Annotated in this window: 13 protein-coding genes; 6 read left to right on the top strand and 7 right to left on the bottom strand. The window is 61.5% G+C overall.

Annotation, left to right across the window (positions count from 1 at the left end; all coding sequences use genetic code 11):
- Nucleotides 1-60: 60 nt before the first annotated feature.
- From HX811_RS07630 to hutH, 3 genes are all read right to left on the bottom strand, one after another.
- Nucleotides 61-825, bottom strand: coding sequence for a transporter substrate-binding domain-containing protein (locus HX811_RS07630; RefSeq protein ID WP_177045429.1), 765 nt, complete (start codon nucleotides 823-825; stop codon nucleotides 61-63).
- 354 nt (nucleotides 826-1,179) lie between these two features.
- Nucleotides 1,180-1,689, bottom strand: a complete 510-nt coding sequence (locus HX811_RS07625; RefSeq protein WP_177041890.1) for a prolyl-tRNA synthetase associated domain-containing protein — start codon at nucleotides 1,687-1,689, stop codon at nucleotides 1,180-1,182.
- Nucleotides 1,690-1,781: 92 nt separating this feature from the next.
- Nucleotides 1,782-3,323, bottom strand: coding sequence for a histidine ammonia-lyase (hutH, locus tag HX811_RS07620; RefSeq protein WP_023658981.1), 1,542 nt, complete (start codon nucleotides 3,321-3,323; stop codon nucleotides 1,782-1,784).
- A 136-nt stretch (nucleotides 3,324-3,459) separates the two neighbouring features.
- Here hutH and HX811_RS07615 point away from each other — a divergent pair, with 136 nt between their 5' ends.
- From HX811_RS07615 to HX811_RS07605, 3 genes are all read left to right on the top strand, one after another.
- Entirely contained in the window at nucleotides 3,460-4,398 is a 939-nt protein-coding gene (locus tag HX811_RS07615; RefSeq protein ID WP_003212414.1) for a LysR substrate-binding domain-containing protein, read from the top strand.
- A gap of 117 nt (nucleotides 4,399-4,515) precedes the next feature.
- Nucleotides 4,516-6,555 (top strand): NADPH-dependent 2,4-dienoyl-CoA reductase, encoded by a 2,040-nt coding sequence (locus HX811_RS07610; RefSeq protein ID WP_087694656.1) that lies wholly within the window; start codon nucleotides 4,516-4,518, stop codon nucleotides 6,553-6,555.
- Nucleotides 6,556-6,612: 57 nt separating this feature from the next.
- The gene (locus tag HX811_RS07605) at nucleotides 6,613-7,512 is read left to right on the top strand and encodes a 1-aminocyclopropane-1-carboxylate deaminase/D-cysteine desulfhydrase (protein ID WP_177045427.1); all 900 of its coding nucleotides are present in this window, start codon (nucleotides 6,613-6,615) and stop codon (nucleotides 7,510-7,512) included.
- Nucleotides 7,513-7,629: 117 nt separating this feature from the next.
- Here the strand turns inward: HX811_RS07605 and HX811_RS07600 are convergent, their stop codons facing one another.
- The 3 genes from HX811_RS07600 to HX811_RS07590 all read right to left on the bottom strand — a co-directional run bounded on the left by HX811_RS07600 (nucleotide 7,630) and on the right by HX811_RS07590 (nucleotide 10,277).
- Nucleotides 7,630-8,190 (bottom strand): cytochrome b, encoded by a 561-nt coding sequence (locus HX811_RS07600; RefSeq protein ID WP_177041882.1) that lies wholly within the window; start codon nucleotides 8,188-8,190, stop codon nucleotides 7,630-7,632.
- A 122-nt stretch (nucleotides 8,191-8,312) separates the two neighbouring features.
- On the bottom strand, nucleotides 8,313-9,140 hold the full coding sequence (gene phnX, locus HX811_RS07595; protein WP_003212423.1) for a phosphonoacetaldehyde hydrolase: 828 nt from the start codon (nucleotides 9,138-9,140) through the stop codon (nucleotides 8,313-8,315).
- Between the two features lie 27 nt (nucleotides 9,141-9,167).
- On the bottom strand, nucleotides 9,168-10,277 hold the full coding sequence (locus HX811_RS07590) for a 2-aminoethylphosphonate--pyruvate transaminase (protein WP_134327002.1): 1,110 nt from the start codon (nucleotides 10,275-10,277) through the stop codon (nucleotides 9,168-9,170).
- 112 nt (nucleotides 10,278-10,389) lie between these two features.
- Here HX811_RS07590 and HX811_RS07585 point away from each other — a divergent pair, with 112 nt between their 5' ends.
- Nucleotides 10,390-11,247 carry a LysR substrate-binding domain-containing protein gene (locus HX811_RS07585; RefSeq protein ID WP_003212427.1) on the top strand — a complete coding sequence of 286 codons (858 nt, stop codon included), beginning with the start codon at nucleotides 10,390-10,392 and terminating at the stop codon, nucleotides 11,245-11,247.
- Nucleotides 11,248-11,372: 125 nt separating this feature from the next.
- Here HX811_RS07585 and HX811_RS07580 read toward each other — a convergent pair whose 3' ends face one another.
- A complete protein-coding gene (locus HX811_RS07580) occupies nucleotides 11,373-12,245 on the bottom strand; it encodes a LysR substrate-binding domain-containing protein (protein ID WP_003212428.1) in 873 nt (290 codons plus the stop codon).
- Between the two features lie 266 nt (nucleotides 12,246-12,511).
- On the opposite strand from HX811_RS07580, the gene HX811_RS07575 reads away from it, so the two are divergent.
- Nucleotides 12,512-13,825, top strand: a complete 1,314-nt coding sequence (locus HX811_RS07575; protein WP_102369529.1) for an MFS transporter — start codon at nucleotides 12,512-12,514, stop codon at nucleotides 13,823-13,825.
- 109 nt (nucleotides 13,826-13,934) lie between these two features.
- Nucleotides 13,935-14,642 carry a YebC/PmpR family DNA-binding transcriptional regulator gene (locus tag HX811_RS07570; protein WP_008431478.1) on the top strand — a complete coding sequence of 236 codons (708 nt, stop codon included), beginning with the start codon at nucleotides 13,935-13,937 and terminating at the stop codon, nucleotides 14,640-14,642.
- Nucleotides 14,643-14,663: the final 21 nt, after the last annotated feature.

Genomic DNA, 14,663 nt, shown 5'->3' with positions numbered 1-14,663 from the left:
GGAACCAATCTCAGCCATCACCCAAATAACGGATATGCCCCCACCCCAACCAGGAACGCCTCAGGACTTAGGCGTCAAATCCACCTTGAACCATTTTTCGCTGAGTTTCTTAACAGTCCCATCAGCAATCGCTTCTTTCAACGCCGCATCAAACTTGGCCTTCAACTCCGGATCGCTCTTGCGAAAACCCAGGCCCTCGCCATCACCCCAGATAGGGCCTTTGATCTGCGGCCCGGTATACGCCAGCCCCTTGTTCTCAGGCTTGGACATGATCGAATCAAGGAACGTAACGTCATCAAAAATCGCGTCAATACGGCCCGATTGCAGATCAAGAATCGCATCGGCCGACGTGTTGTACTCACGAATCGTCGCCACGTCCTTGAAGTTCTCATCAATGAACTTGGTGTAAATGATGCCTGAAGCGATCCCGATGGTTTTACCCTTCAGCGCCTGACGCAACGGCTCGATCGCATCGTGAATCGCCTCCGGATCAGCACTCAGCGTAATCGCATTCGCCGCCCCGGTTTTACCCGGCAGCAACGCCGCATCCTGCGCAACAAAGTTGGCCGGCGTCTGCGCGTAGGGAATCGAAAAATCCATGACCTGCTTACGGTCGTCAGTGATAACGATCGCATCCATCAACACATCAAACTTCCCTGCGTTGAGACTGGCAATCATGCCATCCCAGTTCTGCACGGTGATCTTGCACTGCAGCTTCATCTTGGCGCACAGGTAGTCCATCAGCTCAGGCTCGAAACCACTGATCTTCCCGCCGGGCAATGTCAGGTTCCAGGGCTCGTACGCGCCCTCGGTCGCGATGTTCACGGACGTCCAGTCCTTTGCCTGCAGTCCGGAAGCACTTGCCATCACTAGGGTCGCTACAGCAACAGAGCCTAACCAATTCGATTTTTTAGCGGTCATTTCTATTTCCTACCAATGTTTTGATGTGGGCTTAGGACTTTTTTCTCGAACGCATACAGGTTTGGGGACTGGCCGATTCGCTCTCCAGTCTGCACATGACTCCACATGTACATACATGTCATTGCAAAATATTTGCCAGCTTTTAAAAATAAATAACCTGTTGATTTTCAAGGAAATTAAACATGGTTAGAAAATGTGCGCGGTTTTTTCGCCCTGTTTTGGGTCGATAGGTAGCGTTTTGCACCCGCCCGTGCGCTGTCAGGTGTCAGGCGTGGGGGCAGCGTTCGCGGTGAGTATTGGCGTGAATCCCAGGTGCTCAAGCAGTCGCGCCATATCGCGGACTGCGATCGACAGGGTCGCGGTATTCACCAGCGGATGGCAGAGAATCCTGTCGCCGTTCCACACCTCTTCGGCGATCACAACCTGGGTGGCGCGCTGCACGTCATTGCACAACCCCAGCAATGACACCGCTCCCGGCTCCACGCCCAGGGTTTCCATCAGGCGGCGCGGCGAGGCGAATCTCAGGCCCTTGAGGCCGAGGGTTTGCGAGAGTGCACGCAGGTCCAGGCGCTGCTCGCTCTTGAGCACCACCAGGGTGGGATTCAAACCTTTGGCATCGCACAGGAAGATGTTCTTGACCGCCTGCCCGCTGATCCCGATGTCCAGTTTGTCGGCTTCTTCGCAGGTGCGCACGGCGCTGTGTTCCACGTATTCATAGGCAATGGAGCAGGTGTCGAGCAGGTGTAGAACGTCTTTGGGTTGAAGCATTCGCAAGGTCCCCGGGTATCGCTTTGTCTGCGCCAAAAATGGCAAAGGCCCGCCGTCCGAAAAGGAGGGCAGGCCGTTTGACGGCGTGGTTGTCAGTTCAGGTGATGGGCCACCAGGTCGTTGATTTTCCCGCTGCGCACCTGGTCAATCACACTGGCCATGTCAGCGTAAAACGCGCGGTCGTTATCCGCCACCGGCACTTCACTGCGCACCAGGTCATAGACCGCCTTGGTCGCGGTCGATGCCTTGTTCACATCGTGGAAATCCAGGGCCTGGCACGCGACCAGCACTTCGATGGCCACCACCGACTGGAGTTTTTGCGAGACTTTGTAGGCCTTGATCACCGCGTTGTAGGCCAGGCTGACCGGGTCTTCCTGGTTGCCGCAGGTCGAGACGCTGTCGATCGACGACGGCATCGACAGGGTTTTCATCTCGGCGTACAGCCCGGCGGCGGTGTACTGGACGATCATGTAGCCGCTGTTCAGGCCCGGGTTGCGCACCAGGAAGGCCGGCATTTCGCTGAAGTGCGAGTTGATCATGCGGTCGGTCCGGCGCTCGGAAATTTTCGCCAGGTTGGTCAGCGCCACACACAGTGTGTCGGCTGCAATCCCGATGTAGGTGCCGTCGAAGTTGGCGCCGGAAATCGCGATACCGTCACCGTCGTCCAGCGGGAAAATCACCGGGTTGTCGCCCGAAGAATTGATTTCGCGTTCGATGGTTTCCCGCGCGTAGTTGATGAACTGCCGGGAAGCACCATGCACTTGGGGGATGGCACGCAGGCTGTAGACGTCCTGCAGGCGGTAATCGATGTTGTCTGCGATGAGCTGGCTGTCGTGCAGGATAGCCTTGATGTTGGCGGCGGTTGCGGCCTGTGCGGGGTGAGCCTTGATCGAGTGGTAGCGCGGGTCGAACGCGCGGATGGTGCCCTTGAGCGCCTCCAGCGACATGGCCGCCGCCACGTCCGCCAGGTCGGCAGCCTGCATGGCGTTGTACAGCGCCAGTGTGGCGATGGCGGTCACCGACGTGGTGCCGTTCAACATCGCCAGGCCTTCCTTGCACTGCAGGTCGGTCGGTTGCAGGCCGACCTGTTGCAGAGCGGTTGCGCCATCCACCAGTGCACCGCCCTTGACACTGGCGCGGCCTTCGCCGAGCAGCACCAGGGCCAGGTGGCCTTCTACCGCGAGGTAACCCACCGAGCCTTCGCCCGGCGCAAAGGGCACCACGTCGTGGTTGAGCAGGCCGGCGATCAGTTCCAGCAGTTCCAGGCGCACCCCGGAGTAGCCTTTGCCCAGGCTGATCAACACCATCAACTGGATCGCCCGCACCTGTTCACGCACCAGCGGTTCGCCGACGGAAACAGCGTGGGAACGCACGATGTTGACTTGCAGTTCCTTGGCGTTTTCCGGCGAGATCACATGCCGCACGTTGTCGCCAAAACCGGTGGTCACGCCGTACACCAAACGGTTTTCATCGAGGAATCGCTCGATCAACCCACGGGACTTTTTAACCCGGTTCTTGTAACTGTCGGCAAACGAAACAGTGGCCGAATAGCGGGCGATCGCCACGAACTCTTCGATGCTGGGTTCTCTGTCGCCTAACACGACATGGGTAATTTGTTCAGGCAGGGTTTTCATCAGCGACTCCAGCAGGGCGTAACGCAATGGGGTGGGAAGTGGTTTCACTCTACGGGTTGCACTAGCTGAAGAAAATATGCGGTTTTCTGTTACTTTTAGTAGAAAATCTAAACTGCTGAAGTCGCGAGATTCCCCCATGAGCCGTTTACCGCCGTTGCGCGCGTTGCAAGTGTTTGAAGTGGTGGGCCACTGCGCCGGTATGTCCCAGGCGGCGATTCGCCTGGGGATCTCGGTGGGCGCTGTCAGCCAGCAAATGAAACTGCTCGAAGATGCCCTGGGCATGAAGCTGACGCTCAAGGACGGCCAGCGCCTGCGCTTGAACAGCGTCGGCGAACGCCTGCACGCCCGCTGCACCGCGGCGTTCGAAGAACTCAGGCTGGCGGTGGCCGAGGCCGAGCGGGCGAAGAATCCCAACAACCTGTATATCAGTTGCCTGCCTTCGCTGATGACCAAATGGCTGTCGCCGCTGATCGACGAGTGGGGGCAGGACGAAACCGACCTGGACATCTACCTCGACAGCACCCTCGATGATGCATCGGGGGAGGAAAGTGCCGACTTTCGCATCGGTTATGGCGAGCACCCCGAGCATGCGGGGCATAGCGTGCCGCTGTTCCGCGATTGTGTGGTGCCCACCTGTTCACCGCAGTTGCTGGAACGGGTTGCGTGCGCGCGGGACTTGCTCGATTACCGCCTGATCGGCATCGACTCGCGGCCCAAATTCGATTCGCCGCCTTCGTGGACCCAATGGTTCAGCGAGCTGGAAGGGCAAACCGGCCAGCCCATCGTGATCCGCCGCAATTATTCATCATCGATTACCGCGATCCAGGCGGCCATCGACCGGCAAGGCATCGTGCTGGCGCAGTTCTCAATGATCGCCGGAGACCTGCGCGCCGGTCGGCTGGTGATTCCCTGGCGGTTCGCCGTGCCGCTGGCGGCGCCGTACTACCTGAGTTGGCACCCCAATACCCTGCACAAACAGCAGTGCCGCGGGTTTCAACGCTGGATGATCGGGCAGGGGCAGAAACAGGAGAAAATTACCGCTGCCATGCTTTCTGCTGCGCACTTTGATCATTAAGTTGTCACTTACGGTCATTGAGCGCCAGCCGGCGGACTCTTAGTCTGTGGGACATAAACCGATGGAGTGCCATTCGAGCGCTCCACGTCCCGTGATGATCCGTTGTGGAGCTGTACCATGACCGCTGCTGCCTACCCGCACCTGCTGGCCCCGTTGGACCTGGGTTTTACCACCCTGCGCAACCGCACCCTGATGGGCTCGATGCACACCGGCCTTGAAGAGAAACCCGGTGGCTTCGAGCGCATGGCGGCCTATTTTGCCGAGCGCGCCCGTGGCGGCGTGGGCCTGATGGTCACCGGCGGCATTGGCCCCAACGATGAAGGCGGGGTGTATGGCGGTGCGGCCAAGCTGACCACCGACGAAGAAGCGCAGAAGCACAAGATCGTCACCCAGGCGGTGCACGAGGCGGGCGGCAAGATCTGCATGCAGATCCTCCACGCCGGGCGTTATGCCTACAGCCCGAAGCAGGTGGCACCGAGCGCGATCCAGGCGCCGATCAACCCGTTCAAGCCCAAAGAGCTGGACGAAGAAGGCATCGAAAAACAGATCAATGATTTCGTCACCTGCTCGGTGCTGGCCCAGGTCGCCGAGTACGACGGCGTGGAAATCATGGGTTCGGAAGGCTACTTCATCAACCAGTTCCTCGCCGCCCACACCAATCACCGCACCGACCGCTGGGGTGGCAGCTACGAAAACCGCATGCGCCTGCCGGTGGAAATCGTGCGCCGGGTGCGCGAAGCCGTGGGCCCGAATTTCATCATCATCTTCCGCCTGTCGATGCTCGACCTGGTAGAAGGCGGCAGCACCTGGGAAGAGATCGTGCAGTTGGCCAAGGCCATCGAGCAGGCCGGTGCAACCATCATCAACACCGGCATCGGCTGGCACGAAGCGCGGATCCCGACCATCGCCACCAAAGTGCCGCGTGGCGCGTTCAGCAAGGTCACCGCGAAGTTGCGCGGTGCGGTGCAGATTCCGTTGATCACCACCAACCGGATCAACACCCCGGAAATCGCCGAGCAGATTTTGGCCGAAGGCGATGCCGACATGGTCTCGATGGCTCGCCCATTCCTCGCCGACCCGGACTTCGTCAACAAGGCTGCCGAAGGCCGCGCCGATGAGATCAACACCTGCATCGGCTGCAACCAGGCCTGCCTGGACCACACCTTCGGCGGCAAGCTGACCACCTGCCTGGTCAACCCGCGTGCGTGCTACGAGACCGAGCTCAACTACCTGCCGGTCAAGCAGATCAAGAAAATCGCCGTGGTCGGTGCCGGTCCTGCGGGCCTGGCGGCCGCCACCGTCGCCGCCGAACGTGGGCATCAAGTGACGCTGTTCGATTCGGCCAGCGAGATCGGCGGCCAGTTCAACATCGCCAAGCGTGTGCCGGGCAAGGAAGAGTTCTTCGAGACCCTGCGCTACTTCAAGCGCAAGTTGCAGACCACTCACGTCGAACTGTGCCTGAATACTCGGGTCGACGTTGAGCAGCTTGTTGCGGGCGGTTATGACGAGATCATCCTCGCGACCGGCATCGCGCCGCGTATTCCGGCGATTCCCGGCGTGGAAAACGCCAAGGTATTGAGCTACCTCGACGTGATCCTGGAGCGTAAGCCGGTGGGCCATCGCGTGGCGGTGATCGGTGCCGGCGGTATCGGTTTTGACGTCTCGGAATTCCTCGTGCACCAGGGCGTGTCCACCAGCCTGGACCGCGAGGCGTTCTGGAAAGAGTGGGGCATCGACACCCACCTGGAAGCCCGCGGCGGCGTGGCCGGGATCAAGCCCGAGCGCCATGCGCCGGCGCGTGAAGTGTTCCTGTTGCAGCGCAAGACCTCCAAGGTCGGTGACGGCCTGGGCAAGACCACCGGCTGGATCCACCGCACCGGCTTGAAGAACAAGCAGGTGCAGATGCTCAACAGCGTCGAGTACCTGAAAATCGACGATGAGGGCCTGCACATCCGCATCGGCGCCGAGGGTGAACCGAAGGTGCTGGCGGTGGACAACATCGTGATCTGCGCCGGGCAGGACCCGCTGCGGGAATTGCAGGATGGCCTGGTGGCGGCCGGGCAGAACGTGCACCTGATCGGCGGCGCGGACGTGGCGGCCGAGCTGGATGCCAAGCGCGCTATCAACCAGGGTTCGCGCCTGGCGGCCGAGCTGTAAACAGGTAAAAGGGGCGGTGGTAGACTACCGCCCCTTTTCTTGTGCAGAACCGCCCTCATGGGTCCTTTCGACTGGCTTCCCCACGCGCCCCTTGAACCCCTGAAGCTGGACTGGATGGGGCCGGTGGAAGTCGCCGTGCTGCGCCTGGATCGCATCGACCCGCTGATCAGCGGCAACAAGTGGTTCAAGCTCACCGAGCACCTGGCGCAAGGCCGGGCGGCGGGCGCCAGCGGGATCATCAGTCTGGGCGGCGCTTACTCCAATCACCTGCATGCACTGGCGGCGGCCGGGAAACGCTTCGGCTTTCCTACCGTTGGCTTGCTGCGTGGCCATCCGCAAGACACTCCCACGGTGCTCGACCTCAAGGCCTTCGGCATGCAACTGCATTGGCTGGGGTATGGCGGCTATCGCGCGCGCAACGAGCCGGACTTCTGGCTGCCCTGGCGCGAGCAGTATCCGCACCTGCACCCGGTACCTGAAGGCGGCGGGGGCCTGGCGGGCGCGTTGGGTTGCGGGGTTTTGGTGAATCAGGCGCGGGCACAATTAAACGGCCTGGGCTGGACGGACTATCACGGTTGGTGGCTGGCGGCAGGCACCGGTACTACATTGGCGGGATTGGTGCTGGCGGAGGCGGGCGCGCATCCGGTATATGGCGCCCTGGCGGTGCCCGACGACCACGGGGTGGCGCAACAGGTGCAGGCGCTTGTGCAGCAGGGTTATGAATTGCTGGAGGCCAGCCGGGGCGGCTTTGCCAAGGTCGATCCAGAGTTGCTGGCCTTTATCGACGCTACCGAGCAAGCCTGTGGCCTGCCGCTGGAGCCGCTGTACACCGGCAAGGCGTTATTGGCGTTGAAGCAGCAGATTGAAGCCGGGCGCTTTGCCTCCGGTACGCGCCTGATCTTCGTCCACACCGGTGGCCTGCAAGGCCGCCGGGGTTTCCGTGTTGCACCCGGTTAATGTAGGCGCTGGCTTGCCTGCGATGCAGACACCGCGGTGTATCAGTGGCACCGAGGTGATGCTATCGCAGGCAAGCCAGCTCCCACACACGCCAGCTGCCACATTCAATCCGTGGGCTCACTGAATGCTCCCTCTCTTGCCGGGCATCATCCGCAACGCAGTGTTGTCTCGCAGCACATAGTGATGGGCCAATCCGGCCAACGCATGCAGCCCGATCAGCCAGTAGCCGATCTTGCCGAACAGCACGTGCCAGCTTTCAATTTCCTTGGCCAACGCCTTGTTCTCGGCAATCAGCGGCGGCAACTCGATGCCGTAGAACATCACCGAATGCCCCTCGGCGCTGACGATCAGCCAGCCGGCGATGGGCATGCCGATCATCAAGGCGTACAGCGCCATGTGCATCAGGGTGGCGAGGAGGGTTTGCCATTGCGGCGGGGCCGGTACGATCTTCGGTGCAACGCCCAGGCTGCGGGCGAACAACCGTAGCCACACCAGCACAAACACCGTCAGGCCGAACATGAAGTGCATTTCCACGATCAACGTACGTGCGCCGCTGCCTTTGGGAAACTGCCCGCGTAACTCAATGCAGGCGTAGACCACCGCCAGCAGCACCACCATCAGCCAGTGCAACGCAATCGACATGGTGCTGTAACGCGTATCGGAATTTTTCCAGGGCATCGCTTTCTTCCTCACTCATCAGGGCAAACCTCCGTTCTTTGCGACGGAGTCCTTTCAATGTAAGCCTGTTTTACGAGGTTTGCCCGTGAGAGGAGGGTGTATAGGCGATCTTTTGATCTCGATCAGTTGCCCTGCGGCATTTCACCCCGTGCCAGGCGCTGGTTGATGTCGGCGATCACCGCAGGCAGGTCGGTGATGGTGTCGATCATGTAGTGTGGGCGCGAGCCTTCGAACATGGCCTGGATACGCGTGCGTTCGCTGGCGAGTGTGCCGGCGTCGAGGGCGCGGAACTGCTCGTAGGTCAGGCCCAGGGCGTTGCCCGAGCAGGTCAGCGCCACGGTCCACATCCCGGCGCGACGGCCTTCGAGGATGCCCGGCACGGTGTCGTCGATCTTCACGCAGGCCGCTACGTCATCGATCCCGAGGGCGATCACGTTGGCCAGGGCCTGGGCCGGCCATGGTCGGCCGTTGGGTACTTCGTCGGTGGCGACCACGTGGTCGGCGATATAGCCATTGGTGGCAGCCAGTTCGACAACCTTGTCCATCACCTGCTTGGGGTAGCCGGAGCACGAACCGATCTTGATCCCTTGCTGGCGCAGGTTGGCGATAGTGTCCAGGGCACCGGGGATCAATGCCGAGTGCTCGGCGATCTTCTCGATCTGCAGCGGCATGAAGCGCTGGTAGATGGCGGTCACATCATCGTCAGTCGGTGTGCGGCCGAAGGCCTTGCGGTAACGCTCGGCCACCTGCGGCTGGTCGCACAGGGTGCGGATGTGGTCCCACTTGCCCATGCCCATCGGGCCACGGGCTTCTTCGATGGAGACCTGCACGTCGAACTCGGCGAAGGCTTCGACAAAAATCTGCGTGGGCGCGAACGAGCCGAAATCGACCACGGTGCCGGCCCAGTCGAGGATCGCGGCTTGAAGCTGGGTTGGGTTTGCGTAGTTCATGGTTCAGATCCTGTGAGTAGTGGGCAGTCAGATGTCGAGCACGTTCATTTCTTGCAGCACCTCGGCTACCGCCGCGACCGCGGCTTGCATCTCGGCCTGGTTCACATGGCCGATGCAGCCCACGCGGAAGGTTTCCACCTGGGTCAATTTGCCGGGATAAAGGATGAAGCCCTTGGCCTTGACCCGTTCGTAGAACTCCTTGAACTGGTAGCGCGGATCTTTCGGCGCGTGGAAGGTAACGATGATCGGCGCCTGGATCGCGGCGGGCAGGAAGCTGCGCAGGCCCAGTTCGGCCATGCCGTCCAGCAATGCCTGGCAGTTGTCGGCGTAGCGCTGGTGCCGGGCGGGCAGGCCGCCTTCTTCGTTGTATTGCAGCAGCGCTTCGTGCAGCGCCGCCACCACGTGGGTCGGCGGTGTGAAGCGCCATTGGCCGGTCTTGGCCATGTAGCTGTGCTGGTCGAAAAGGTCCATCGCCAGGGAGTGGCAGTTGCCTTGGGCTGCAGCCAGCGCCTGCTTTTCAGCGAACACAAAACCCATCCCCGGTACGCCTTCCAGGCACTTGCCGGAGGCGGCGATCAGCGCGTCGAACGGCACCTCGCGGGCGTCGATCGGCAGCGCGCCGAAGGAGCTCATGGCGTCGATAATCAGGCGCTTGCCGTGGCGGGCGATGACCTGGGCGATCTCGGGCAACGGGTTGAGAATCCCGGTGCTGGTTTCGCAATGGATCAGTGCGACGTGGGTGATGCCCCTGTCGGCGTGCAACAGGCGGTCGACGTCGGCGGCGGTGGTGGGTTCGTCCTCGGCAGTTTCAAAGGTACTGAACTCGCGGCCGAGCACTTCGCAAATCTTCGCCAGGCGCTTGCCGTAGGCGCCGTTGATCAGCACCAGCACCTTGCCGTCCCGTGGCACGAGGGTGCCGATGGCCGCTTCCACGGCAAAGGTGCCGCTGCCTTGCAATGGCACGCAATGGTGGCTGGCGGTGCCGTTGACGATCACCAGCAGTTGCTCGCAAAGACTGGCGGTCAGTTGATTGAAGCGGTCATCCCATGAACCCCAGTCGACCATCATGGCCTGGCGGGTGCGGGCCGAGGTGGTCAAGGGCCCCGGGGTCAGCAGGATCGGCGCGGCAGTGCTCATTCGTGTGTCCTCGCAAAACATTGGGATGAAGTTACGGCGCCTAAATTGCAGTTTGGCTTGTCATCAATCAAATTGTTTGTTGTTATGCGAGCTATCAGTGAGGCCGATAGCTATGAACCTGTTTCAACTGCGTGCGTTTGATGCGGTGGCCCGCGAGGGCAGTTTTACCCGGGCGGCCGAGCGCCTGTTCATCAGCCAGCCGGCGGTGACCGGGCATATCAAGGCGCTGGAGGAGCACTACCAGATCGCGCTGCTGCGGCGTACCGCGCGGCGGGTGGAGTTGACCGAGGAGGGCACCAAACTCGCGGCGATCACCCGGGCGATCTTCGGCCTGGTGGAAGAGGCGCAGACGTTGCTGGAGGCCAACCGGCAATTACTTACCGGGCGCCTGGAAGTGGCGGCGGACGGGCCGCACATGGTCATGCCGATGCTGGCCAGCCTACGGCAGCGGTATCCGGGGATTACTGTCAATTTGCGCCTGGGCAATGCGCAGGAAACCCTCGCGGCGCTGTTGTCGGAGCGCGCCGATGTGGCGGTGTTGACCGAGGTGGAGCCGCGCAAGGGCCTGCACTTGCAGCCGTTGATCGAGTCACGGATTTGCGCGTTGGTGCCTGCGGGCCATCCGTGGCTGGCGGAGCCTGCGGGGATTCGGCTGGAGCAATTGGATCAGGTGATCATGGTGTTGCGTGAACCCAGCTCGATCACGCGGCGGACCTTTGACGATGCCTGCGCCCAGGCCGGCGTGCAGCCCCGGGTGTTGCTGGAACTGGACAGCCGTGAGGCGGTGACGGAAGCGGTGGCGGCCGAGTTGGGGGTTGGGGTGGTGTCGTCGATGGAAGTCAGCCGGGATCCGCGGGTGCACGCGATTCCGATCCAGGGCGAGGGGCTGGTGAACCGGCATGTGATCGGGTGCATGGAGCGGCGCCGGGAGTTGCGGTTGATTCAGGCGTTTTTCGAGTTGGCGCCTTAGAGGGTGTTGGCTTGAGATCTAGTTGGCCCCTTCGCGAGCAAGCCCGCTCCCACATTCGACCGCGTTCCATCGGTAGAACTCGGTCAACTGTGGGAGCGGGCTTGCTCGCGAAGGGGCCCTCAACTTCACCGCAAACTTTCCCGCACAATCTCCAGAAAAGTCGCCACCACCCGCCGCGAACTCTGCTCCTTCAAGCACACCAGTGTTTCCTTCATCCGCTGCGTACAGTCACGGATCGGCATCGCATACACCCGCGAATCTGCGCCAAACTCCGCAGCCGACACCACCCCCACGCCAATCCCCACCACCACCGCCTCCCGCGCGGCTTCGCGGCCTTCCACCTGGATCGCCGGGCGAATGCGCAGCCCGGCCTGGTGCATTTCCTGCTCCAGGGTCTGGCGGGTCACCGAGCCGATTTCCCGCAACACCAGCGGCGTATCGTCCAGGTCCGCCAGGCAGATCGACTCGCGGCCCGCCCACGGGTGGTTGCGGGCGACAAACGCGAGCAATTGGTCATCGGGCAGCGGCAGTGACAGCAGCCGCTCGTCGTCCACATCGCGCCCCAGCAGCGCGAGGTCGGCCTGGTAGTTGTACAGGCGAAACAGTGATTCATCGGTGTTGCCGGTTTCGATCTTCACGCTGATGCCCGGGTACAACTGGCAGAAGCGCGCAATCTGCGGCAGCACATGCACCGGGGCGTCCACCGCGAGTGTCAGGGTGCCGGTTTGCAAGGCGCGGGAATCCTGCAACAGCTCTTCGGCTTCCGCCGCGACGGCAAACAGACGCTGGGTGATGCTCAACAGGCGCTCGCCGAGGTCGGTCAAGCGCACCGAACGTTTGTTGCGATGAAACAGCAGCACGCCGAAACGTTCCTCAAGCTTGCGCACCTGGTCGGAAATGGCCGGCTGGCTGAGGAACAAGCGTTCGGCGGCGTGGGTAAAACTGCCGTGTACGGCCACCGCATGGAAGGCTTTGAGTTGCGCGTGAGACACCGACATCGCGAATCCTCTTACAAGCTCAGCTTATATTTGAAATACGATAAATCGATTTTACCTATTAGTCAGCCATTGCTTTGATAGCCCCAGTCGCCGTAGGTCGAGTCCTACACCTTCGGCGGCCATGGGTTTTCTGCGTGCTCACCAGCAGGACTCATCTGACCAGCACCGTCGCCTCCCAAGCGCCGGTACTGCAGTGCTCAACAATAAAAATACAGGCGTTTGCTTTTCATTCTGCCGGCACACTCACACCCGAGGTCAGAACCACCATGAATACTCCCTTGAGTCACATCAAGCGTTGGCGCGTGCAGATTTTCGCCATCACCTGGCTGGCGTACGCGGCCTTCTATTTCACCCGCAAGGCTTTTTCGGTGGCCAAGCTGGGGATCGTCGACGACCCGAGTTTCCCGCTGGACAAGATGATGATGGCCAACCTGGATGGCATCTACCTGGCGGCCTACGCCGTTGGCCAATTCACCTGGGGCATGCTCGCCGACCGTTTCGGGCCGCGTGTGGTGGTACTCGGCGGGTTGCTGATTTCAGCCGCCGCCGCCCTGGTGATGGGCACGTTTGCCACGTTACCGATCTTTGTCACGTGCATGTTGATCCAGGGCCTGGCCCAGTCCACCGGCTGGTCCGGGCTGTGCAAGAACCTTGGCAGTTTCTTCCCGGCGCAGCAGCGTGGCCGGGTGCTGGGTTTATGGAGCTCGTGCTACGCCTTTGGTGGCCTGGTGGCGTCGCCGTTTGCCGGATGGTGGGCGTATACGCTGATCGGCACCTGGCATGCGGCATTTATCTCCAGTGCGGCTGTGGTCTTCGTGGTCGCGGTGCTGTTTTTCATTTTCCAGCGCAACACGCCACAGGATGTTGGGTTACCGGCAGTGGAACCGGAACCGGAACAGACTGCCGCCGAGAAGAACGCCAGTGTGCTGGAGCCGCTGCGGGCCATTTTGCGCAACCGCACGGTGTTGACCCTGGGGCTGGCGTACTTTCTGTTGAAACCGGCGCGTTACGCGATCCTGTTGTGGGGGCCGGTGATTGTGTATGAGCAGATGCCGTCGGTGGGCAAGGTCGGCGCGGCGATTGTGCCGACGGCGTTCGAGCTGGCGGGGTTGCTGGGGCCGATCATGATCGGCATGGCGTCCGACAAACTGTTCGGCGCCCGGCGCATGCCGGCCTGTGTCCTCAGCCTGCTGGCGCTGACCGTGGCCCTGGCGTTGTTCATGGGCGCCTTGCACACCGGCAGTGTGGCGCTGGTGATGGCGCTGCTGTTTGTGATGGGCCTGACCCTGTACGGGCCGGACTCGATGATCAGCAGCACCGCCGCCATCGACTTCGGCACCGCCAAGGCCGGCGCGACGGCTGCGGGGTTCGTCAACGGCTGCGGTTCGGTGGGGGCGATCCTTGGCGGCTTGCTGCCGGGCTACTTCGACACGGTCACGGTGTTTATCGTGTTTGCCGGTGCCGCGCTGTTTTCCTCCCTGGTGTTGATGCCGTACTGGAACGCCAGGCCGGCGGTGCTGGCGCAGGTGGGTGACTTCGTGCCCGACCGTGAGCGCGCCATCAATCCCTTGCGGACCTGAGGGGCATGGCCGGTTTTTTGGTGGATTAGAGTGTTTCAGCGCTATAAACTCTGCCCCCAAAGCGCCGGCCAGTAGACGTTTCGGCGCGATGGACAGAAGAGAGTGAGTCATGGGCGCACAGTGGAAAGTCAAACATAAAGAAGCGGCATCCAATGCCAAGGGCAAGATCTTCGGCAAGCTGGTGAAAGAGATCACCATTGCCGCCCGCAACGGTGCCGACACTGCTACCAACGCACATTTGCGCCTGGTGGTGGAGCAGGCCAAAAAGGCCTCGATGCCCAAGGAAACCCTGGAGCGCGCGATCAAGAAAGGTGCCGGTCTGCTCGGTGAGACCGTGCAATACCACCGCGTGACCTACGAAGGTTTTGCCCCGCACCAGGTGCCGCTGATCGTTGAATGCGTGACCGACAACATCAACCGCACCGTGGCGGAAATCCGCGTGGCGTTCCGCAAGGGGCAACTGGGGGCTTCGGGCTCTGTGGCCTGGGACTTCAACCATGTGGGCCTGATCGAAGCTTCACCGGACAGCCCGGACGCCGATCCGGAAATGGCCGCGATTGAAGCCGGTGCCCAGGATTTCGAAGAAGGCGAAGAAGAGGGCACCACCCTGTTCATCACCGAGACCACTGACCTGGACGCCGTGCAGAAAGCCTTGCCGGAGCAGGGGTTCACCGTGCTGTCGGCCAAGCTCGGCTACATCGCGAAGAACCCGGTGAGCGGTTTGAGCGATGAGCAGATGGCCGAAGTCGAAGCCTTCCTGGAAGGCCTGGACAACCATGATGACGTGCAGGACATGTTCGTCGGGTTGGCGGGTTGATTCTGATTTGATGTGAACCCG

Origin of the sequence: Pseudomonas sp. F8002 (genome assembly GCF_013385495.1) — a bacterium.
In the GTDB taxonomy this organism is placed as follows: Bacteria; Pseudomonadota; Gammaproteobacteria; order Pseudomonadales; family Pseudomonadaceae; genus Aquipseudomonas.
This window is presented reverse-complemented; position numbering and strand designations above follow the sequence as displayed.

Coding starts and splice junctions, on each gene's coding strand:
- phnX (WP_003212423.1), bottom strand. CDS start 9,140: ATGAACTACGCAAACCCAACCCAGCTTCAAGCCGCGATCCTCGACTGG.
- HX811_RS07575 (WP_102369529.1), top strand. CDS start 12,512: ATGAATACTCCCTTGAGTCACATCAAGCGTTGGCGCGTGCAGATTTTC.
- HX811_RS07615 (WP_003212414.1), top strand. CDS start 3,460: ATGAGCCGTTTACCGCCGTTGCGCGCGTTGCAAGTGTTTGAAGTGGTG.
- HX811_RS07580 (WP_003212428.1), bottom strand. CDS start 12,245: ATGTCGGTGTCTCACGCGCAACTCAAAGCCTTCCATGCGGTGGCCGTA.
- HX811_RS07585 (WP_003212427.1), top strand. CDS start 10,390: ATGAACCTGTTTCAACTGCGTGCGTTTGATGCGGTGGCCCGCGAGGGC.
- HX811_RS07570 (WP_008431478.1), top strand. CDS start 13,935: ATGGGCGCACAGTGGAAAGTCAAACATAAAGAAGCGGCATCCAATGCC.
- HX811_RS07605 (WP_177045427.1), top strand. CDS start 6,613: ATGGGTCCTTTCGACTGGCTTCCCCACGCGCCCCTTGAACCCCTGAAG.
- HX811_RS07610 (WP_087694656.1), top strand. CDS start 4,516: ATGACCGCTGCTGCCTACCCGCACCTGCTGGCCCCGTTGGACCTGGGT.
- HX811_RS07625 (WP_177041890.1), bottom strand. CDS start 1,689: ATGCTTCAACCCAAAGACGTTCTACACCTGCTCGACACCTGCTCCATT.
- HX811_RS07600 (WP_177041882.1), bottom strand. CDS start 8,190: ATGCCCTGGAAAAATTCCGATACGCGTTACAGCACCATGTCGATTGCG.
- HX811_RS07590 (WP_134327002.1), bottom strand. CDS start 10,277: ATGAGCACTGCCGCGCCGATCCTGCTGACCCCGGGGCCCTTGACCACC.
- hutH (WP_023658981.1), bottom strand. CDS start 3,323: ATGAAAACCCTGCCTGAACAAATTACCCATGTCGTGTTAGGCGACAGA.